The organism is Streptomyces sp. NPDC006332, assembly GCF_040612855.1.
In the GTDB taxonomy this organism is placed as follows: Bacteria; Actinomycetota; Actinomycetes; order Streptomycetales; family Streptomycetaceae; genus Streptomyces.
The window spans coordinates 81,712-101,410 of record NZ_JBEXRA010000028.1 but is presented as its reverse complement, the minus strand read 5'-3'; the positions used below and the strand labels follow the sequence as shown (position 1 = coordinate 101,410).

The following is a 19,699-nucleotide window of genomic DNA, read 5'->3' as shown; positions in this document are numbered from 1 at the left end:
CCCAACAGATGCGTGCAACCGTGGGCGACCAGCTTGTCCAGCACGGCAGGGTGGTCGGACAGCAGGACAAGGTCGGCGAGATCGTCGAAGTGATGGGACCCGAGGGCAACCCCCCGTACCGCGTCCGATTCGAGGACGGTCACGAGGGCGTGTGCTCACCCGGCCCCGACACCGAGATCCGGCACCGGGAAACCCACCGGTGACTCAGCGCGGGGGCTTCGCCGGCCGCTGGTAGTGGTCGGCGACCACCCGCGCCATCGCCCCGACGCGGTCCGCCGCGACTTCCTTGGCCGCGAAGAAGACGTGCCCGCGCGCCTGCGGGTGAGCCCGGGCGAGAGTCAGGTGACGGGACAGCTCGGCCGGATCCTGCCAGGCCGCGGGCTGCGCCGGATCCCCGGCCTTGTAGAGCGCCTCCCCCAGGTACAGCTTGGTTCTGCTGCCCTTCGCCACCTCGGCCCACCAGCGCAGCAGTTCGGCGTAGTCGGCGGCGGCGAAGCCGATGTTCCAGTAGAGCTGCGGGACGAGGTAGTCGATCCAGCCCTCACGCACCCAGGTGCGGGTGTCCGCGTGCAGGTCGTCGTAGGTCTGCACGCCCGCCCGGGTGTCCGAGCCAAGCGGATCGGTGTCGGAGTTGCGCCACACTCCGAAGGGACTGACGCCGAAGCGGGCGGTGGGGCGGGTGCTCCTGACCCGGGCCGCCGTCTCCCGAACCAGCCTGTCGATGTTGTCGCGTCGCCAGGCGGCCCGGTTCGGGAAGGCGCCGCCGTGGCGGTCGTAGGCCGCGTCGTCGTCGAAGGTCTGGCCCGCCACCGGGTACGGGTAGAAGTAGTCGTCGAAGTGCACGGCGTCCACCGGGTACCTGCGCACCGCGTCCAGCATGGCGTCCTGCACGAAGGCGCGGACCTCGGGCAGCCCGGGGTTGTAGTAGAGCTTCCCCCCGTAGGGCACCACCCACTCCGGGTGCCTGCGGGCGGGGTGGGAGGCGACCAGTCTGGTGACGTCCGTGTGGTTGGCGACGCGGTACGGGTTGAACCAGGCGTGCAGTTCCAGGCCTCGCGCGTGCGCCTCCTCGACCGCCGTGCCGAGCGGGTCCCAGCCCGGATCCCGGCCCTGGGTGCCGGTGAGGTACTGCGACCAGGGCTCATGGGGCGAGGGCCACAGCGCGTCGGCCGTCGGCCGCACCTGGAACACCACGGTGTTCAGGCGGGCCGCGACAGCCCGGTCCAGATGCGCGAGCAGCTCGGTCCGCTGCTGGTCCGCCGGCAGTCCCGGCCGCGAGGGCCAGTCGCGGTTGCTCACCGTCGCCAGCCAGACCCCCCGCATCTCGGTGCCGGCCCGGCGCCGCGGCGCGGCCGTCGCGCCCGAGGCCGATGCCGATGCCGATGCCGATGCCGATGCCGATGCCGAGGTGAGCGTCGACAACGCAGCCAGCGCGAACCCCCGACGTGACAGTGACCCCACCCGAACACCCCCGTACACCGCGGATCCGTGCGGTCACGGATCGTCTCCGGGCCCCAGGATGCCCGTACCCCCGCGATCGATCATCGATACTTGGGAGTAACGTGCACGAACGGAGCAGGCACCGGACAGACGGCGAACCTGCCACAGCCGTAGATCAGCGAAAGGGACGATGTGACGGACATCCCGGCGGGAGACATCACGCGGGTCGGCGTGGTCGGCTGCGGTCAGATGGGAGCGGGTATCGCCGAGGTGAGTGCCCGCTCCGGCCTCGACGTGAAGGTCGCCGAGACCACCGGCGAGGCCCTGGAGATCGGCCGGACGCGGCTGTTCAACTCCCTGGCCAAGGCCGCCGAGCGCGGCAAGATCACCGAGGAGGAGCTGGCGGCGACGCAGGCGCGGCTGAGCTTCACCACCGACCTCGGCGAGTTCGCCGACCGTGACCTGGTGATCGAGGCCGTCGTCGAGAACGAGCAGGTCAAGACGGAGATCTTCCAGGTGCTGGACCAGGTCGTGACCCGGCCGGACGCCATTCTCGCCTCCAACACCTCCTCCATCCCGCTGGTGAAGCTGGCGGTCGCCACCGCACGGCCCGACCACGTCATCGGCATCCACTTCTTCAACCCGGCGCCGGTGCAGCAGCTGGTCGAGCTGATCCCCGCGCTCACCACCTCCGAGGGCACGCTCAGCCGCGCCCAGGCCTTCGCCGAGAAGGTGCTCGGCAAGCACGCGATCCGCGCCCAGGACCGCTCCGGCTTCGTGGTGAACGCGCTGCTGATCCCGTACCTCCTGTCCGCGATCCGGATGTTCGAGTCCGGCATCGCCAGCCGCGAGGACATCGACAACGGCATGGAGCTCGGCTGCGCCCACCCGATGGGCCCGCTGAAGCTGTCCGACCTGATCGGCCTGGACACGGTCGCCTCGGTCGCGTACTCGATGTACGAGGAGTACAAGGAGCCGCTGTACGCCGCTCCCCCGCTGCTCCAGCGCATGGTCGACGCGGGCCGGCTGGGCCGGAAGTCCGGGTCGGGCTTCTACACCTACGGCTGACTACGCACGGTGGCCGAAAAGGGCCCGGCACTCTTCGGAGCGCCGGGCCCGCGACATTCACACACCGTGTGCGCGCCGGGCTCGCATATGCCTGTCGCACACTCTCCCCACCTGCCCACCAGGCGAGTTGACTCTCCATGCGCATGCAAGGGATGTGCCGACTACGGAAAGGAGCGGACTCGTGACCGCCGACCCCGAGCATCCCGTGGTTCATGGAGAACTCGCAGAGTTACGCCGTCGCCTCGACGTCGCCTACGCGCGTGTCGAGGGAGGGCTCGCCCTGCTCAGCCATCGCACCGAGGAGACCGACAAGGAGGTCGACGACCTGAACACCCGGGTCATCGCCCTGGAGCACGCCCGCTGGCCGCTGCCCGCGGTCGCGGTGATCACCGCCGTGGGCGCGCTCGTCGTGACGATCTGGCAGGCCATGGGGCGCTAGGAGCGCCTCCGGGACGCGTGGGGGAACTCAGGGCATGGCGTCCTGGCCGAGCCGCAGATGATGCAGCAGTAGTAACGCGGCCGCCATGTTGGCGGCCGGGACCTCCCCTCGGGCGACCATGTCGGGGACGAGCTTGAGGGGAACCCATTCCCTGCGGTCCGACTCGAAGTCGTCCACGGGGTGTCCGACGTACTCGCCCTCGTCCGACCAGTAGATGTGGTGCCGGGCGTCGGTCAGGCCGTTGGACGGCTCCACGCTCATCAGGTGGCGCAGGGGCCCCGGCCGCCAGCCGGTCTCCTCCTCGAGTTCCCTGGCGGCCGCGTGCTCGATGTCCTCGCCGTCCTCGACGACGCCCGCCGCGAGTTCCCATCCCCAGCTGTCGGTGATGAAGCGGTGACGCCACAGGAGGAGCACCTCGTTGGCCTCGTTGACCACCGTGGCGACCGCGACGGGCCGCAACCGGATGAGGAAGTGGTCCAGGCGCCGCCCGTCCGGCAGCTCCACATCTGCCAGGTTGACGGTGAACCAGCGGTTTTCATACACAGTTTGTTCGCTCTGTTTCGTCCACTGCACGGTTCTGCCACCTTCCGTCGAGTAAGTGGCAATATCGCAGCAGGGACAAGGACGTGCCGGTGCTCAAGTGGCCGGTCTACAGCGGTACGCGCAGTGCCCCGTCGATGAGTTCGGCTGCCTCGGCCGTGCCCGCGCAGCCGCTGCGCACCAGGTGTTCGCGCACCGCTCTGAGTCTGTCCCGCAGGCGCTGGGACTCCATCCCCCGGGCCTGCTCGGCCATCTGCACCGCCGTGGCCACCGCCTTGTCGGCGTTGCCCCGACGCAGCTCGATCGTGCTGAGCATGGCGAGCCGGTGCACCCGCCCTCGGTCGTGGGCCGGGTTGTCCACGGCCGCCGCGGCGTGCTCCCACGCCGCCGCGAGTTCGCCGAGGCTGAGCAGGGCTTCCGCCACCTGGACGTTGACGAGTCCCGGCTGGACGTAGCCCGTCTCGTCGGGCTCGTGTCCGCGCCGGATGCGTTCGGCGGCCTGCTCGGCCCGCCGGATGCAGGACAGCGCGCTGCTGCCGTCACCGAGGTGGGCGTAGGCCTTCGCCTGCATCGCGTACAGGTCGGAGGCGAGCGCCGGGGTGATGTGCTTGCCGGCGGCGCGCAACGCGGCCTCCGCGAAGGCCACGGCCTGTCGGTACTCCCGCATGAACAGCGACTGGTTGACCAGGAGCGCGATCACATACGCACCCAGCCCCCGGTCACCGCTGGCCTTCGCCAGCCTGAGCGCCTGGTGGAAGTAGCGCTGGGCCAGCCCGTGCGCGTCGGAGTCGTAGGCGCAGATCCCGGCGACCGCGACCAACCCGCCGGTGGCACGGTGCAGTTGGCGGCCCGTCTCGTCGGTGTAGCTGCCGCGCAGCAGCGGTGCGGCCTCCGCGTTGAGGAAACCGACGATCCGGGTGCGGGTCGCCACGCCGCCCGCCTTGCGGTACATCTGCTCGTAGTGGGCGCGGGCGGCGCGCAGCATCTCGATGTCGCCGGAGGTCACCCGGTGCCGGCCGCCGCGTGAGACGTCGACGTCCTCGGGCGGGTTCTCCCACTCCCACACGGGCATGACGGCGGGTGTGCCGGTCACCGCGGGCGCGCCCAGGACGTGCGGGCGCTGCTGCTCGTCGCAGCGCCACAGGGCGGTGGCCCGCTCGACGAAGCCGGACAGGGAGGTGCCGTGCGGTGCGGACGGTTCACCGGGGACGCCGAGGCCGATGTCGTCGAGGGTGACGGGGCGCTGCAGCCGAGCCGCGAGCACCTCACAGATCAGGTCGGGCACCTGGCCCCGGGGCCGCTGCCCCTTCAACCACCGGGCCACCGCGGTGTGTTCGTAGCGGAGGGTCAGGCCCCGCGTCCGGCCCGCCTGGTTCACGTGGGCGGCGAGGCCCGCGTGGGAGATCCCCGCCTCGTCCAGGATCGCGTCGAGCAGAGTGTTGGGCTGCATGGGAGGCCCCCCGGTGGCTCAGTGCCGTCAGAGTAGTGGCTGCGCCTTCACACGGGGTGTGAACGAAGCACTCGAATCCGTAGCGTGTGCACTCTGTCGCTCTGAGTTTCCGGACGATTGACTGAAATACCTCGCAAGAGGCCGGCCGGGCCGCCGGCTCCCCCTCGTACAGTGCGGCGGCCCGATCCCGCGCCGTCCGCCCAGCTGCCTGCCCGACACTCCGTGGCGGGGCGGACGGCGCTGCGCTGGCTTATGCCGGGGAGTTGTCGCCGTTGTGGGTCAGGGTTGCGTTGTCGGCTGCGGGTGTGTGGGGCTGGTCGCGCAGTTCCCCGCGCCCCTGAACAGCATCGGTCTGATCCGGCGTCACGGAGGGCGGGGGCGCTTGCCTACGCCGACCGAGCGCCGTCGCGGTTGCGGTGCGTTGTCGGACGCCGGTGCGGGGGGCCGGTCGCGCAGTTCCCCGCGCCCCTGAACAGCATCGGTCTGATCCGGCGTCACGGACGGCAGAGGCGCTTGCCTACGCCGACCGAGCGCCGTCGCGGTTGCGGTGCGTTGTCGGACGCCGGTGTGTGGGGGCTGGTCGCGCAGTTCCCCGCGCCCCTGAACAGCATCGGACCGGCCTCGAGAGGCCGGTCCGATGCTGTCGATGGCTGGGCCGGCGGCTAGCCGCGCAGCACCGCGCCCGTCCGCTCGCCCGCGAGGGCCACCGCGGTGTCCCGGGCCGCTGACGCCTCGTCCACGGTCAGCGTCCGGTCGGCCGCCCGGAACCGCAGGGCGTACGCGAGTGACTTGCGTCCCTCGCCGAGCTGCTCGTCGTTCTCGTAGACGTCGAACAGCCGGATCGCCTCCAGCAGTTCACCGGCCCCCTCACGCAACGCGGCCTCGACGTCGGCCGACGGCACGTCACGCGGGACGACCAGGGCGACGTCCTGCGTCGCCACCGGGAACGTGGAGATGCTGGGCGCCCGCAGCGTCGCGGTGCCGGCCAGCTCCAGCGCGTCCAGGTCGAGTTCCATCGCGGAGGTGCGCGCGGGCAGTCCGAGCGCCTTCAGGACGCGGGGGTGCAGCTCGCCCGCGTGCCCCACGATCCGCTCGCCGCCCTCGCCGGTCACCACCAGCTCGGCGCACCGGCCCGGATGCCACGGCCCGTACTGCCCACCGCGGACGACCAGTTCGGCCCCGGTCTCCCGGGCGACGCAGCGCGCCGCCTCGACCGCGTCGGCCCAGTCCGCCGGACGGCCCTTGCCCCACCAGCCGGCCTGCTCGCGGGCACCCGCGAGGACGACGGCGACATGGCGCGGCTGCTCGGGCAGCGCGGCGTCCAGCTCGGCGATCTCCTCGACGGTGGGACGCCGGTCGACCGGCAGGGCGGCGGCGACCCGCTGCTCCTCACGCGGCTGGAAGACCAGGCCGGTCTCGAACAGCGCGAGGTCGTGCGAGCCGCGGCCGTCGTTGCGTCGCAGTGCGGCCAGCAGGCCCGGCAGCAGCGTCGTACGGAGCGCGGGCTCCTCGTCGTTGAGCGGGTTGACCAGCTTGACGACGCGGCGGGCCGGGTCGTCGGCCGCGAGACCGAGCTGGTCGAAGACCTGCTCGTTGACGAAGGGGTAGTTCGGCGCCTCGACGTATCCGGATCCGGCCAGGGCTCGGCCGACGCGCCGGTGCAGCCGCTGCCGGTGGGTGAGGCCACGGCCCGCGGGGGGCCTGGGCAGGGTGGAGGGCAGGTTCTCGTAGCCCTCGAGGCGGATGACCTCCTCCGCCAGGTCGTTGGGGCTGCGCAGGTCGGGACGCCAGGACGGCACGGTGACGATCAGCTCGTCCTGCCCGTACACGTCGCAGCCGACCTCCTGCAGCCGGCGTACGACGATCTCGCGGCCGTACTCGACGCCCGCGACCTTGTCGGGGTGGTCGGCGGGGACGGTGATGGTGTGCGGCCCGGACGGGGCGATCACCTCGGTGACACCGGCCTCGGCGGTGCCGCCCGCGAGCAGCACGAGGAGGTCGACGGTGCGCTGCGCGGCGGCGGAGGCGGCCTGCGGGTCCACCCCGCGTTCGAAGCGGCGCGACGCCTCGGAGGACAGCTTGTGACGGCGGGCCGTGCGCGCGATGGAGACGGCGTCGAAGTGCGCCGCCTCGATCACGATGTCGGTCGTGCCCTCGCCCACCTCGTGGTCGGCGATCTCCGTGTTGGCGCCGCCCATCACGCCGGCCAGCCCGATCGGGCCGCGGTCGTCCACGATGACCAGGTCCTCGGCGTGCAGGGTGCGGGTGGCGCCGTCGAGGGTGACGATCTTCTCGCCCTCCTCGGCCCGGCGCACGCCGATGGTGCCCTGGACCAGCGCGCGGTCGTAGGCGTGCAGCGGCTGGCCCAGCTCCATCATCACGTAGTTGGTGACGTCGACGGCGAGGGAGATCGGACGCATGCCGACCTTCTGAAGCCTGCGCTGGAGCCAGATCGGGGAGCGCGCCTCCGGGCTCAGGCCGGTCACCGTACGCGCGGTGAAGCGGTCGCAGCCCATCGGTTCCGAGACGCGCACCGGGTAGCCGAACGCGTTCGGCGCGGGGACGTCGAGCAGGGCCGGGTCGCTGAGCGGCAGACCGTAGGCGATGGCGGCCTCGCGGGCGACGCCGCGGATCGACAGGCAGTCGCCGCGGTTGGCGGTGACGGCGATGTCGAGGACCTCGTCGACCAGTTCGAGGAGCTCGATGGCGTCCTTGCCGACCTCGGTCTCCGGCGGCAGCACGATGATGCCGTGGCTGCCGTCGTCGCCCATGCCGAGCTCGTCGCCGGAGCAGATCATGCCGTGGGAGGTCTTGCCGTACGTCTTGCGCGCGGAGATCGAGAAGCCGCCCGGGAGCGTGGCGCCGGGCAGCACCACGACGACCTTGTCGCCGACGGCGAAGTTGCGGGCGCCGCAGACGATCTCCTGCGGCTCACCGGTGCCGTTGGCCTGACCGACATCGACGGTGCAGAAGCGGATCGGCTTCTTGAAGCCCTCCAGCTCCTCGATGGTCAGCACCTGGCCGACCACCAGGGGGCCCTTGAGGTCGGCGCCGAGGTGCTCGACGGTCTCCACCTCGAGGCCCGCGGAAACGAGCTTGGCCTGGACGTCACGGCCGGTTTCGGTCGCCGGCAGGTCGACGTACTCCCGCAGCCAGGAAAGCGGGACGCGCATCAGATCTCCATCCCGAACGGCCGGGTGAACCGGACGTCACCCTCGACCATGTCTCGCATGTCTTCGACGTTGTGGCGGAACATCAGCATCCGTTCGATGCCGAACCCGAAGGCGAATCCGCTGTACTTCTCGGGGTCGACGCCGCAGGCGGTGAGCACCCGCGGGTTGACCATGCCGCAGCCGCCGAGCTCGATCCAGCCCTCGGAGGAGCAGGTGCGGCAGGGCCGGTCCGGGTTGCCGACGGACTCGCCGCGGCAGACATAGCAGACCATGTCCATCTCGGCGGACGGCTCGGTGAACGGGAAGAAGTTGGGCCGCAGCCGGGTCTTCATACCCTCGCCGAACAGGGACTGGACCATGTGGTCCAGGGTGCCCTTGAGGTCGGCCATGGTCAGGCCCTCGTCCACGGCGAGCAGCTCGACCTGGTGGAAGACGGGCGTGTGGGTGGCGTCCAGCTCGTCGGTGCGGTAGACGCGGCCGGGGCAGATCACGTACACCGGCAGCTCACGGTCGAGCAGCGAGCGGATCTGCACGGGCGAGGTGTGGGTGCGCAGCACGACGCCGGACTCGGCGCCGCCCTGGGGGCCCTGCACGAAGAAGGTGTCGGCCTCGCCGCGGGCCGGGTGGTCCGGGCCGATGTTCAGGGCGTCGAAGTTGAACCACTCGGCCTCGACCTGCGGGCCTTCGGCGACCTCGTAGCCCATGGCCACGAAGATGTCCTCGATGCGCTCCGAGAGGGTGGTGAGCGGGTGGCGGGCGCCGGCCGGTACGCGGTCGTACGGCAGCGTGACGTCCACCGCCTCCTCGACCAGCACGCGCTGGTCCCGCTCGGCCTCCAGCTCGGCCTGGCGGGCGGCGAGGGCCTTGTTCACCGCGCCGCGGGCCTGTCCGACGAGCTTGCCGGCGGCGGCCTTGGCGTGCGGGGGCAGGGCGCCGATCTCGCGGTTGGCGAGGGCCAGCGGGGAGGTGCCGCCGGTGTGGGCGACCTTCGCCTCCTGGAGTGCGTCGAGGGAGCCCGCGGCAGCGAAGGCGGCGAGCGCCTCGTCCCGCATGCGCTCGATCTGTTCCGGTTTCAAGGCCTCGACCTCTACAGGGTCGTACGACTTATTCGGTGCCGACATCTCTTCCCGTGCTTCCGATTAGCTGGCTGAAGGTCCCCGTCGCCGACTCACTCAGAGGTCGGAGGGCCGTCCCATGGGACACAAAGGTGCCAGAGGCCGAGTCTAACGGGGTGCGGATGGACGGATACGCCCGCGGGCGCTCAGGTCAGGTAGGCCGGAGCGCTCACGGGCAACGTAAATCGGAACTCGGCACCACCGCCGGGCGCGCGGCCGACCGTGATGGTGCCGCCGTGGGCCTCGACGATGCCCTTGACGATGTAGAGCCCGAGGCCGGTGCCACCGCGCTTGCTGCCCCGCCAGAAGCGGGTGAAGACGCGGTTCATGGACTCCTCCGGGATGCCGGCCCCCTCGTCGCTCACCGTGACCGACGTGCCGGTGTCCTCGCCCTCTCGGGGGGACGCGGCGGGCGTGATGTCAATCGTGACGGTTCCCTCGCCGTGGCGCACCGCGTTTTCCAGCAGGTTGCTGAGCACCTGGTCGATCTTGTCGGGGTCGGCCCACAGGTCGGGCAGCGGCTGTTCGAGGCGCAGCAGGAACCGGTCGGCGGGCAGCCCGGCGGCGACGTAGGCCTGGATGTGCCGGCCGACGGCGGCGCCGATGTCGACGGGCTGGCGACGCAGTTCCAGGCGCCCGGAGTCGATCCGCGAGATGTCCAGGAGTTCGGCGATGAGCCGGGTGACCCGGTCGGCGTCCGCGTCGACGGTCTCCAGCATCAGCCGCTTCTGGTCGTCGGTGAACCTCTCCCACTTGGCGAGGAGGGTGGCGGTGAAGCCCTTGACGGAGGTGAGCGGGGAACGCAGCTCGTGGGCGACGGTGGCGATCAGCTCGGCGTGGCTGCGTTCGGTGCGGCGGCGGGCCTCGGTGTCGCGCAGGGACACGACGACACGGCGGACGGGGCCGGTGGGCGCGGCGCGGACGTAGCGCGCGGAGACGAGGACCTCACGGCCGCCGGGCAGGAGGAGGTTGCGCTCGGGCTGGCGGACCCGGATGGCGAGTCCGCCGTACGGGTCGGTCAGTTGCCACCAGCGGCGACCCTCCAGGTCCTCTAATGGGAGGGCTTTGTCCAGTCGCTGTCCGAGGGCGTCGGCGGCGGGGACGGCGGTGATGCGTTCGGCGGCGGCGTTGAAGCAGATCACGAGCCCGTGCTCGTCGGCGACGACCAGGCCCTCGGGCAGCTGGTCGGGGTCGATGCCGAGCTCGGCGAGATCACCGGGCCGGGCCGCGGACGGGTGCCGCGCGTCCCGTGCCCCCGGTGCGCTGCTCGTGCCGACGCTCATCCCCGTAACCCACCTCTCAGACGGCCGCTCAGCTGGCGCGTTGGGCCCCCGAGCTGGTCACCCTACTAGCTCTCGGTGACCGAACGGCACCCTCCGGAGGCGCGCTGTGCACGGGCTGACGCATAGAGACATACGGCGGCCGCGGTGGCGAGGTTCAGACTCTCGGCCTTCCCGTGGATCGGGACGCGCACCACGGCGTCCGCGAGCGCGCGGGTCTCCCGCGGCAGCCCCCAGGCCTCGTTCCCGAACACCCAGGCGGTCGGCCCGCCCATGGTTCCCCGGTCCAGTTCGTCGTCGAGGTCGTCGGTCCCGGCACCGTCGGCGGCGAGGATGCGCACCCCGGCGTCCTTGAGTCCGGCGACGGCCTGCTCGACGGGCACGCCCACGGCGACCGGAAGGTGGAACAGGGACCCGACGGACGCCCGTACGGTCTTGGGGTTGTACAGGTCGACGGAGGCGTCGGTGAGGACGACGGCCTCGGCGCCCGCGGCGTCCGCGCACCGCAGCACGGTCCCGGCGTTCCCGGGGTCCCGCACGTGGGCGAGCACGGCGACAAGCTTGGGCCCGGCCCGCAGCACCTCCTCGAAGGGCGTGTCGAGGAACCGGCAGATGCCGACGAGGCCCTGCGGGGTGACGGTGGTCGAGATGTCGGCGATGACGTCGTCGTCGGCGAGATGGACCCGGGCGCCGGCGCTCCGGGCCGCACCGATGATGTCCGCGTACCGCTCCGCGGCCTCGACGGTGGCGAACAGATCGGTGAGGGTGCCGCCGCCGTCGCGATGCGCCGCCGCCTCCCGCACGGCCTGCGGCCCCTCCGCGAGGAACAGCCGCTCCTTGCCCCGGAAGTTCCGCCTGGCCAGCCGCCGGGCAGCGGAGACCCGGGGGGAACGGGGGGAGATCAGCTCGGGGGCGGTGGGGGGCATGTTCGGCATCACCTTCAGTAAAGGGCGTTCACAGGCGCGGGGCTCTGACATGAGCGGCTCCGCCGCGGGGCGCGACCAGCCCACGACAGCCCGCACCCGAACCACGGCCATCACGTCAGCAGCAAAGGACCCGCAGGTCAGAAAACCTGCGGGTCCTTGCACGTCGGCCTGAGCCGGCGCAGCGTCACGCGGCCTTCGGCGCGTTCACGTCCGACGGCAGCGCCTTCTGGGCCACCTCGACGAGCGCGGCGAACGCGCCGGCGTCGTTCACGGCGAGCTCGGCCAGGATCTTGCGGTCGACCTCGATGTTCGCCGCGTTCAGACCCTGGATGAAGCGGTTGTAGGTGATGCCGTTGGCGCGGGCAGCGGCGTTGATGCGCTGGATCCACAGCCGACGGAAGTCACCCTTGCGCTTCTTGCGGTCGTTGTAGTTGTAGACCAGCGAGTGGGTGACCTGCTCCTTGGCCTTGCGGTACAGGCGCGAACGCTGACCGCGGTAGCCGGAGGCCTGCTCGAGGATCGCCCGGCGCTTCTTGTGGGCGTTGACTGCCCGCTTGACGCGTGCCACTTGTTAACTCCTTGTAGCTGGGTCACGAGGGTGACCCGAGAACGGCTTGGTCCCGGTTATCGGCTGCGCCCTGCCCACGCAGGGCGCGCACTACATCCCGAGGAGCTTCTTCGCCTTCGCGGCATCGCCGGGCGCCAGCTCGACGGTGCCGGCCAGCTTGCGGGTCAGCGTCGAGGGCTTGTGCTCCAGGTAGTGGCGGCGGCCCGCGCGCTGGCGCAGCACCTTGCCCGAGCCGGTCACCCGAAAGCGCTTCTTGGCACCGCTGTGCGTCTTGTTCTTCGGCATGGCGCCGTTCTCTCCTCGTCGGTGGCGCTCCGATGCCCGGTCACGAAAACCGGGCACAGTGGAGCGTCGCTGTTGTTTCGGTTACGTCCTGGGGACTCGCGTCCCTGGGATCACGCGTCGGCGGAAGCCTCGGCAGGGGCCTCGGCGTCTTCCACGACGTGGTCGACATCCACGTCGCCGGACTCCGCGGCGTTCTGCGACTTGCCGGGGTTGGCCTTCGCTTCCGCCTTGCGGGCTTCCTGCGCCTGGCGAGCCTCGGCCATCGCCTCGGTCTTCTTCTTGTGCGGACCGAGAACCATGATCATGTTCCGGCCGTCCTGCTTCGGGTTCGACTCCACGAAACCGAGGTCCTGGACGTCCTCCGCGAGACGCTGCAGCAGTCGGTAGCCCAGCTCGGGCCGGGACTGCTCGCGACCACGGAACATGATCGTGATCTTGACCTTGTCGCCCTGCTTGAGGAACCGGACGACGTGACCCTTCTTGGTGTCATAGTCGTGCGGGTCGATCTTCGGCCGGAGCTTCATCTCCTTGATGACCGTGTGCGCCTGGTTCTTGCGCGCCTCACGGGCCTTCATGGCCGACTCGTACTTGAACTTCCCGTAGTCCATGAGCTTGCACACGGGCGGACGGGCGTTCGCCGCGACCTCGACCAGGTCCAGGTCGTACTCCTGCGCAAGCTCCAGTGCCTTGGCCAGGGGGACGATGCCCACCTGCTCGCCACTGGGACCGACAAGTCGCACCTCGGGAACGCGAATCCGGTCGTTGATGCGGGGCTCGGCGCTGATGGATCCTCCTCGGTTAGCACCACACGGCGGTCTGGCGGACAGCCGCGTATGTCTCTTCTAGACAGACCTAACCGCGCCGAAGCACAAAAAATGCCCCGGACGATCACAGGCGGGGCTCCAAGCACTACCGGAGCACCGCCGCGGTGATGCCGCGGGGCGCGCATTCGGGCGACTCCATCGTCCGTACGGAACGATGGTGGCCGCCTGACCGGGGTGACCCGCCGTCCCGGGGGACGGTCAGGTGGGAGATCGGAGCCTCCACTTGTGGGCCGGGCACTGCTGTCCGGCCGGTCGTCACATAAGGTTAGCAGCTACCCGGGGGTGGTGCGAACCGCCGTACACCGGGCCCTATCGTTGGGGCATGAGTGACACCCCTGCTGAGTTCGCCGAGTCCGCCGCGGGCCCCGACTTCGACGAGATGACCCGCGACATCGCCGAGGTCCCCGCCGTCGAGGTGATCGTGACGGTCGCCGTCAACCTGATGAGCGCCGCCGCCGTGAAGCTCGGCCTCACTGAGGAGGGCGACAAGTACAAGGACCTCGACGAGGCCCGCAAGCTGATCCACGCCCTCGCCGGTCTGCTCGACGCGAGCGCGACCGAGATCTCCTCCTTCCACGCGGCGCCGCTGCGGGACGGCCTGAAGTCGCTCCAGCTGGCGTTCCGCGAGGCCTCCCTCGTCCGGGACGAGCCGGGCCAGGGGCCGGGCGAGAAGTACACCGGCCCGATCTACGGCTAGTCCGTTTCCGCGGCCGTCAGGTCCCGCGGCCCGTTCCGTTCCACATCCGGCCCGCTCCACGGCCGACTCATCCGCGTATGTACAAGGGCTCGCCCGGTGGTGTCGCCCCGGCCGGCAGCAGTGCCAGGTCGAGGCCGCGCACCAGGCGGGCCCTGAGCGTCTGGTCGGCGGCCAGCCGCTCGGCGACCGCGCGGGCGGCCTCGGCCGGGGCTGCGGACGCGTCCAGGACGAGGGCGAGGGTGCCGTCGGCCTGTCCGGGACCGAGGTGGGCACGGAGCACGCCCGGTTCGGCGGCCACCGCGGTCCGTACCGCGTCGCGCACCGCCGGATCGGCGAGCGGGTCGGCCGTCGTACGGCCCTCGGCGAGCGCGAGCAGCGCGGACCCTGTCAGCTCGTACGGCACCGGTCCGGCCAGATCGAGCACGAGTGTGTCGGCCTTCTCGTGCGCGGCGGCCTGGAGCGCCTGGTGCAGGGGTACGGCGACGGGGCGGGCCTCGGGGTCCCAGCGGGCCAGCGACTCGGTGGACGTGAAGGCGGGCAGCGCGGTGCGGTGGCCGGCCTTCAGCGTCGGTACGGCCATGTCGCTGGTCTTCTCGCGGCGCAGCCCCTTCTCGTCCTCCTCCACCTCGCCGAGCACGGCCACGACGGGGACGAGCAGCCGGGCGTCTTTGAGCGCCTCCAGGACGGGCCCCTCGGCGCCGTGGTCGTCGGCCCAGGCCGCCAGCGCCGCGCTCAGCCGAGGGTCGGCCGTGCCGTCGTCGTCGGAGAAGCCGGGGTCGGGAATGTTCTTGTTCGCCACGGTCACCGACCCTATCGGGGGGATGCTGCTGGGCTTGTGCGGGTCCGGAAACCTGCCGGTGACCGATTTCACGGGTTTCTCAGATTTCCCTGACACACATCTAACGTCCCGCCAACGGCACGCACAGCCGGCGCCTCCAGCATCGCGGACATGGAGTCCTCCAGAGCCGCGCGACGTCACCGCTCCCGCCCCTCCAGGCGGCGCCCGCCGCTGTACACCGCGCTCGCCTGCGTCGCGCTCGTCGGTGTCACGGCCGCGGGGGCGGTGTATGTGAAGGCGGGGGCGCAGCCCGGAACGGGCGTCGTATCGTCGACGGTGGCGCCGTCGGCCTCGTCGACGGCGCCGGGTCCGGCCGCGGCCTCGGCCTCGGCGGAGGGGCCGCAGGAGGGGGAGGCATCGGTGGAACCCGTGGCGGAGCCGACGGTGGATCACGACGCCCTGCTGACCGCCGCCATGAAGACGGTGAGCGTGGCGGACTCCGCCACGGTGTCGGTGGCGGTGCTGGACCTGGAGTCCGGGGCGAGCGCCACATACGGCGACGGGGCCTTCGACACGGCGAGCATCGTCAAGGTCGACATCCTCGCGACGCTGCTGCTGCAGGCGCAGGACGCGGGGACGCGTCTCACCGCGCGGGAGAAGTCGTACGCCACGGCGATGATCGAGGACAGCGACAACGACGCGGCGTCGGCGCTGTGGCGGGACATCGGCGGGGCGGACGGGCTGAACGCCGCGAACGAACGGTTCGGACTCACCGGCACGCAGGGCGGCGAGGGGCCGCTGTGGGGGCTCACACAGACCACGGCTGCCGACCAACTCACCTTGCTGCAGCAGGTGTTCGGGGCGGACTCGGAGCTGAGCGAGGCCTCGCGGAGGTATCTGCGGGGGCTCATGGGGCAGATAGCCGCCGATCAGCGCTGGGGGGTGTCGGTGGTGGCCGACGGTTCCGGGTGGGCGCTGAAGAACGGCTGGCTGCCGCGGGGCACCACCGGCCTGTGGGACATCAACAGCATCGGGCGGGTGACCGTGGACGGGCAGGGCTGTCTGGTGGCCGTGCTGTCGAAGGGCAACGCGACGAAAGCTCAGGGGATCTCGCTGGTCGAGGCGGCGGCGAGGGCGGCGGTGCCGGTGGTCACGGCCGCCGGGGCGTCCGGTTCGGCCTCGGCGTCGCCGGTTTCCTCGGCCTCGGCCGCCGCGGTGTCGTCGGCGCGGTGACCGGTCAGTGGCGGACCAGGCAGAAAGGATGCCCTGCCGGGTCCGCGTAGACGCGCCAACTCCGGTTGTCGGAGCCCGCGTCGAGCAGGGTCGCGCCCGCGGCCAGCACCTCCTCCTGCGCCCGGTCCAGGTCCGGGACGGCGAAGTCCAGGTGGAACTGCTGAGGCCGGGCGGGATCCGGCCACCGCGGGGCCTGGTGATCGGCCACCCGTTGGAAGGCGAGCACCGGACCCGAGGCCGCGTGCAGGGTGGCCCAGTCGTCGCCGACCGCCCACCGCTTGTCCGGCCGGTTGACGGTGCCGCCGAGCAACGTCCGGTAGAACTCGGCCAGTCGGGCGGGCTCGGGGCAGTCCAGCACCACGCACTGCAGGTCGGCGATCACGTCCAGCCGTCCTGGGACTCGTAGTCGTCCACGGGGCGCGGTTCCCGGCGGCGGCCGCGCCACAGGACCACCGCGCCGACCAGCAGCAGGACCCCGGCGCCGCCCGCGAGGGGAGCCGCCCAGCCGGCCGGGCCGTCGCCGTCGTCGGCGCTGTCCGGGCCGGAGCCGAAGTACGTGTCGCCGTACGCGGCCGACTTGAGGCCCTCCGGCTTGAGTCGGGCCGCCTCGGCGAGCGCGGCGGCCGGGTCCACGAAACCGAAGCCGCGGGAGTCGTCGCGGCCGCCGGCCGGGGCGTTGCGGGCCGTGTCCTCCAGGAGCTTCTTGATCTGGGCGGGGGTCAGATCGGGGTCGGCGGACCTGATCAGCGCGACCGCGCCGGAGACGAAGGCGGAGGCGGCGCTGGTGCCCCAGCCCTCGTAGTACTTGTGGTCGGGGTCGGCGATGACGACGTCGACGCCGGGGGCGCTGACGGTGGCGTACCAGCGTCGGGTGGAGAAGGAGGCGCGGGTGCCGAAGCGGTCGACGGCGGTCGCGGCGATCACGCCCGGGTAGGCAGCCGGGTAGGAGATGTGGTCGCCCTTCTCTCCGCCGTTGCCCGCCGAGGCGACGACGACGGAACCCTTCTTCAGCGCGTACTGGACGGCCTCGTCCTCGGTGGGTTCGGGGTGCGCGGAGGCGGAGTCGTCGCCGAGGGAGAGGTTGATGACGTCGGCGCCCTGGTCGGCGGCCCAGCGGATGCCTTCGGCGAGGGCGTTGCCGCGGATGCTGCGGGCTTTGGCGCGGGCCGGGTCCTTGTCCTCGAGGATCACCCGGACCGGGAGGATCTTCGCCTCGGGGGCGATGCCCATGACGCCGTCGGCGTTGTCGGTGCCGTGTCCGTGACCGGCGATGATCCCGGCCATCGCGGTGCCGTGGCGGGCCCAGGCCCGGTCGCCGTCCTTCGCGCCGAAGCCGATCATGTCCTTGCCGGTCAGGACGTTGCCGACGAGGTCGGGGTGGTCGGCCTCCACGCCGGTGTCCAGGACGGCGACGGTGACGCCGGCGCCCTTCGTGGTGCGCCAGGCCTGCTCGGTGTGCATGGCGCCGAGGGCCCACTGCTCGGCGCGGATGGTGTCGGCGTGCGCGGCGGTGGGCGGCACGAGGGCGACGGAGGCGGTGACGAGGACGCTCAGCAGGCCGGCCCGGCGGGTCCTGACGCTCACTCCGCCTGTCGGGTACACACGTCTCTTGCGGCTCATGCGGCTCATGAGGGCGGCTCCGTGGGTGAGCTGACGGTTTTGCGCAGGCCCCGTTCGACGCGGTCGGCGAGGCCTTGCGCCTCGTTGCCGAGGCCGGCCTGGGCGGGGGCGGTGGTGGCGCCCGAGGTCATGGCCTGCGCGGCGGGCTGCGGGTCGTCCACGCTGCGGCCGTCGGCCCAGCCGGAGACGGCGTACACGACGACGGGGGCGTCGGTGAGGACGGACATGGTCCAGGAGGCCCGCTGTTCGGCGCCGAAGCGGGCGGCGACGGTGCCCTGGGCGGCGTACGGGCGGGGCATGAGGTCGGTGCGGTCGGCGAGGTCCTGGTTCTTGAACGCCTTCGCGAGGGCGCTCATCGCGGTGGCGTCGCCGTCGGTGAAGAGGAGGCCGACGGTGGTGACGTAGCTCTGCGTGGCGTCGGTGTAGGTGGCGCGCAGCAGCCGCTGGCAGCCGACGGGGGCGAGGGCCTTGCTCAGCAGAGGGTCGAAGGCGTTGTCGCAGTCGGTGTCCGGCGCGACGGCGACGCGTGTCCAGGTGCGGTCGGAACCGCCGGGTCCGGCGCCCTTGCCCTCCAGGGTGGGTGGGAACAAGTGATCCACCGGAACGCTGTGCCACAGCCCGCCGGCCGCGGCGAAGCTGTCCCGCGACTCGCTCTGCCCGGAGTCCCCGATCAGCCAACTCCCCGTCACGGCACCGCCGATGAGTCCCAGACCGAGCACCATGCACGCCGCGGCGGCGGCGACCCGCGGCCGCACCCACATCGGGAGCGCCCGCGGGCGGGGCGGTTCGCGGTACCCCTCGGGCTCCGCGAACGACACGATGGGCCGTCCCGCGCCAGGGGTTCCACCGGGGTTCATGGGCGCGCTCCAGGAGAGCGCGGGATCCGGCGCCCGGCGGGGCGACTCGGTGACCTCGGGCGAGGACGTGCGCGCGTCACCGCCGAGGGTGGGTGCCGACGGGGGCTGCGGAGGGGTCCGGAAGCCGGTGGTCGGCGACGAGGAGTGCGTGCGGCTTCCGGAGCCGGTGGTCGGCGACGGGGAGCTCGGACCGTTCTCAGGGCCGACGGGCGCCGAGGACCGTTGGGGGCTGCTCGGGGGTCTGGGGGGCGCCGGTGGCGTGTATGGAGCGCTAGGGGGTGCGGGGGGCGCCGCGAACGGCATGTCCGAGCCGCTGTCGGTGCCGGGGGCGCCCGGCGTCTTCCGGGCCCGACGGGGCGGGAAGACGGGGCGGGCGGGCGTGGGCGGGGCGCTCGGGCGGGCGCCCGGCTGGGCGGCGGCCCCGGGGTCGCGATCCGGCACAGCTTCCGTGCGCGCGCCGGACCGAGCCCCGGGCACCGAAGAGCCGGGACGGCGATCGGCCACGGAATCGGGGCGGGCGCCGGGCCGCGGTGCCGACGAGGTCGAACCGGGGCGCGACTCGGGCCGCTGCGGCCCGCCGGAGGCGGCGGACCCGGGCGCCTGCGAGCCGGCCGGCCGACCTGCCCGTGCCCCCGCCCCTTGGGGACGCGGGTCCGAGTCCGGCCTCGGGCGCGGCTGTGCGGGGGCCGGGGGGACGGGGCTGAGGCGGAACGTCGTCTCCGACGCGGTCTCGGCGGGTGCCGAAGGACGGCGCGGTGGTACCGGGGGCCGATGGCTCGGGCGGGACGGTATGGGGTCCGACGCCGGGGCCCCGGACGTCGGTCGGGGCTGGTGTCCCGCGGAGGCCGGGCCTGAGCTCGGCCGGGGCGGCACGCGGTCGGTCGTCGGTGGTGTGTCGGGGAAGCGGGCCGAGGCCTTGGGCGGGGGCGGCGGACCGGCCCCGTCGGTCCCGAAGGCCGGTGTCCGCAGGTTCGGGATGCGGGGGCCGGTGTGCCGCGCGGAGAACGCGCGGTCGGTCTCGTCCACATCGGAGCCGCTGTCACGGCGAGCGGACACGCCTCCCCCGAAACCGGCGCCACCGCGACCGGCCGCCCCGGAACCAGGCCCCTGGTCACCCCCGCCGAACACACCCCGCACCGCATCCGCCGCAGGCGCGGAACCCGTCCCCGACGCGTCCGGCGTCGAGGGCCCGGCACCGACCGACCCGGAGTCGACCGCGGGCGCTCCCGCGCTCACCGGCGTCGAGCGCCCCCCGAACACGCCCCCGTTCCCCGGGAGCGAGGTGTCAGCGGAATCTTGAGCGGCGTCCCCGCCCGTCCCTGATCCCGTCCGTGAACCGGACTTCGACGGACCACTCTCCCCGGCCCCCGCCGTCGGCGGCTGGGTCGGGCGTGGGGGGATCGGGG

Annotated in this window: 19 protein-coding genes; 5 read left to right on the top strand and 14 right to left on the bottom strand. The window is 72.2% G+C overall.

Annotated elements, in window-relative coordinates; genetic code table 11:
• The first annotated feature begins 8 nt into the window (after positions 1–8).
• Positions 9–203 carry a DUF1918 domain-containing protein gene (locus tag ABZ027_RS24635; protein WP_356771824.1) on the top strand — a complete coding sequence of 65 codons (195 nt, stop codon included), beginning with the start codon at positions 9–11 and terminating at the stop codon, positions 201–203.
• Position 204: 1 nt separating this feature from the next.
• Here the strand turns inward: ABZ027_RS24635 and ABZ027_RS24630 are convergent, their stop codons facing one another.
• A complete protein-coding gene (locus ABZ027_RS24630; protein WP_356771868.1) occupies positions 205–1,452 on the bottom strand; it encodes a family 10 glycosylhydrolase in 1,248 nt (415 codons plus the stop codon).
• Positions 1,453–1,632: 180 nt separating this feature from the next.
• On the opposite strand from ABZ027_RS24630, the gene ABZ027_RS24625 reads away from it, so the two are divergent.
• Together ABZ027_RS24625 and ABZ027_RS24620 are read left to right on the top strand one after the other, a co-directional pair.
• Positions 1,633–2,508, top strand: a complete 876-nt coding sequence (locus ABZ027_RS24625; RefSeq protein WP_356771822.1) for a 3-hydroxybutyryl-CoA dehydrogenase — start codon at positions 1,633–1,635, stop codon at positions 2,506–2,508.
• Positions 2,509–2,689: 181 nt separating this feature from the next.
• Positions 2,690–2,947 (top strand): hypothetical protein, encoded by a 258-nt coding sequence (locus tag ABZ027_RS24620; RefSeq protein ID WP_356771820.1) that lies wholly within the window; start codon positions 2,690–2,692, stop codon positions 2,945–2,947.
• A gap of 27 nt (positions 2,948–2,974) precedes the next feature.
• Here ABZ027_RS24620 and ABZ027_RS24615 read toward each other — a convergent pair whose 3' ends face one another.
• The 9 genes from ABZ027_RS24615 to infC all read right to left on the bottom strand — a co-directional run bounded on the left by ABZ027_RS24615 (position 2,975) and on the right by infC (position 13,069).
• Positions 2,975–3,520 (bottom strand): NUDIX hydrolase, encoded by a 546-nt coding sequence (locus ABZ027_RS24615; RefSeq protein ID WP_356771818.1) that lies wholly within the window; start codon positions 3,518–3,520, stop codon positions 2,975–2,977.
• Positions 3,521–3,596: 76 nt separating this feature from the next.
• On the bottom strand, positions 3,597–4,937 hold the full coding sequence (locus tag ABZ027_RS24610) for a transcriptional regulator (protein WP_356771816.1): 1,341 nt from the start codon (positions 4,935–4,937) through the stop codon (positions 3,597–3,599).
• 662 nt (positions 4,938–5,599) lie between these two features.
• On the bottom strand, positions 5,600–8,110 hold the full coding sequence (gene pheT, locus ABZ027_RS24605; protein ID WP_356771814.1) for a phenylalanine--tRNA ligase subunit beta: 2,511 nt from the start codon (positions 8,108–8,110) through the stop codon (positions 5,600–5,602).
• Complete coding sequence (gene pheS / locus ABZ027_RS24600; RefSeq protein ID WP_356771812.1) at positions 8,110–9,231, bottom strand: phenylalanine--tRNA ligase subunit alpha; 1,122 nt, start codon at positions 9,229–9,231, stop codon at positions 8,110–8,112. Before pheS ends, pheT begins: the two co-directional genes overlap by 1 nt.
• Positions 9,232–9,371: 140 nt before the next feature.
• Positions 9,372–10,508: an ATP-binding protein gene (locus tag ABZ027_RS24595; RefSeq protein WP_356771810.1), complete on the bottom strand. Its 1,137-nt coding sequence runs from the start codon at positions 10,506–10,508 to the stop codon at positions 9,372–9,374.
• Positions 10,509–10,573: 65 nt separating this feature from the next.
• Entirely contained in the window at positions 10,574–11,431 is an 858-nt protein-coding gene (locus ABZ027_RS24590) for an RNA methyltransferase (protein ID WP_356771808.1), read from the bottom strand.
• 184 nt (positions 11,432–11,615) lie between these two features.
• Entirely contained in the window at positions 11,616–11,999 is a 384-nt protein-coding gene (gene rplT / locus ABZ027_RS24585) for a 50S ribosomal protein L20 (RefSeq protein WP_356771806.1), read from the bottom strand.
• A gap of 90 nt (positions 12,000–12,089) precedes the next feature.
• Positions 12,090–12,284 (bottom strand): 50S ribosomal protein L35, encoded by a 195-nt coding sequence (rpmI, locus tag ABZ027_RS24580; protein WP_356771804.1) that lies wholly within the window; start codon positions 12,282–12,284, stop codon positions 12,090–12,092.
• Between the two features lie 110 nt (positions 12,285–12,394).
• Positions 12,395–13,069, bottom strand: a complete 675-nt coding sequence (infC, locus tag ABZ027_RS24575) for a translation initiation factor IF-3 (RefSeq protein WP_356771866.1) — start codon at positions 13,067–13,069, stop codon at positions 12,395–12,397.
• A 361-nt stretch (positions 13,070–13,430) separates the two neighbouring features.
• On the opposite strand from infC, the gene ABZ027_RS24570 reads away from it, so the two are divergent.
• Positions 13,431–13,805 carry a DUF1844 domain-containing protein gene (locus ABZ027_RS24570; protein WP_356771802.1) on the top strand — a complete coding sequence of 125 codons (375 nt, stop codon included), beginning with the start codon at positions 13,431–13,433 and terminating at the stop codon, positions 13,803–13,805.
• A gap of 67 nt (positions 13,806–13,872) precedes the next feature.
• On the opposite strand, the gene ABZ027_RS24565 is transcribed toward ABZ027_RS24570, so the two are convergent.
• Entirely contained in the window at positions 13,873–14,604 is a 732-nt protein-coding gene (locus tag ABZ027_RS24565) for an SseB family protein (RefSeq protein WP_356771801.1), read from the bottom strand.
• 150 nt (positions 14,605–14,754) lie between these two features.
• Here ABZ027_RS24565 and ABZ027_RS24560 point away from each other — a divergent pair, with 150 nt between their 5' ends.
• Complete coding sequence (locus ABZ027_RS24560; protein ID WP_356771799.1) at positions 14,755–15,816, top strand: serine hydrolase; 1,062 nt, start codon at positions 14,755–14,757, stop codon at positions 15,814–15,816.
• A gap of 4 nt (positions 15,817–15,820) precedes the next feature.
• Here the strand turns inward: ABZ027_RS24560 and ABZ027_RS24555 are convergent, their stop codons facing one another.
• The 3 genes from ABZ027_RS24555 to ABZ027_RS24545 are packed head-to-tail and all read right to left on the bottom strand — an operon-like array spanning position 15,821 to position 18,293.
• Positions 15,821–16,198 (bottom strand): VOC family protein, encoded by a 378-nt coding sequence (locus ABZ027_RS24555; protein ID WP_356771797.1) that lies wholly within the window; start codon positions 16,196–16,198, stop codon positions 15,821–15,823.
• On the bottom strand, positions 16,195–17,436 hold the full coding sequence (gene mycP, locus ABZ027_RS24550) for a type VII secretion-associated serine protease mycosin (protein ID WP_356771864.1): 1,242 nt from the start codon (positions 17,434–17,436) through the stop codon (positions 16,195–16,197). Before mycP ends, ABZ027_RS24555 begins: the two co-directional genes overlap by 4 nt.
• A 5-nt stretch (positions 17,437–17,441) precedes the next feature.
• Positions 17,442–18,293: a hypothetical protein gene (locus ABZ027_RS24545; RefSeq protein WP_356771795.1), complete on the bottom strand. Its 852-nt coding sequence runs from the start codon at positions 18,291–18,293 to the stop codon at positions 17,442–17,444.
• Between the last annotated feature and the right edge of the window lie 1,406 nt (positions 18,294–19,699).

Bases quoted from the DNA above. Each gene is read 5' to 3' on its own strand.
- ABZ027_RS24610 (WP_356771816.1), bottom strand. From the start codon at position 4,937: ATGCAGCCCAACACTCTGCTCGACGCGATCCTGGACGAGGCGGGGATC.
- pheS (WP_356771812.1), bottom strand. From the start codon at position 9,231: ATGTCGGCACCGAATAAGTCGTACGACCCTGTAGAGGTCGAGGCCTTG.
- ABZ027_RS24635 (WP_356771824.1), top strand. From the start codon at position 9: ATGCGTGCAACCGTGGGCGACCAGCTTGTCCAGCACGGCAGGGTGGTC.
- ABZ027_RS24590 (WP_356771808.1), bottom strand. From the start codon at position 11,431: ATGCCCCCCACCGCCCCCGAGCTGATCTCCCCCCGTTCCCCCCGGGTC.
- rpmI (WP_356771804.1), bottom strand. From the start codon at position 12,284: ATGCCGAAGAACAAGACGCACAGCGGTGCCAAGAAGCGCTTTCGGGTG.
- ABZ027_RS24560 (WP_356771799.1), top strand. From the start codon at position 14,755: ATGGAGTCCTCCAGAGCCGCGCGACGTCACCGCTCCCGCCCCTCCAGG.
- ABZ027_RS24595 (WP_356771810.1), bottom strand. From the start codon at position 10,508: ATGAGCGTCGGCACGAGCAGCGCACCGGGGGCACGGGACGCGCGGCAC.
- ABZ027_RS24570 (WP_356771802.1), top strand. From the start codon at position 13,431: ATGAGTGACACCCCTGCTGAGTTCGCCGAGTCCGCCGCGGGCCCCGAC.
- pheT (WP_356771814.1), bottom strand. From the start codon at position 8,110: ATGCGCGTCCCGCTTTCCTGGCTGCGGGAGTACGTCGACCTGCCGGCG.
- mycP (WP_356771864.1), bottom strand. From the start codon at position 17,436: ATGAGCCGCAAGAGACGTGTGTACCCGACAGGCGGAGTGAGCGTCAGG.
- ABZ027_RS24545 (WP_356771795.1), bottom strand. From the start codon at position 18,293: ATGAACCCCGGTGGAACCCCTGGCGCGGGACGGCCCATCGTGTCGTTC.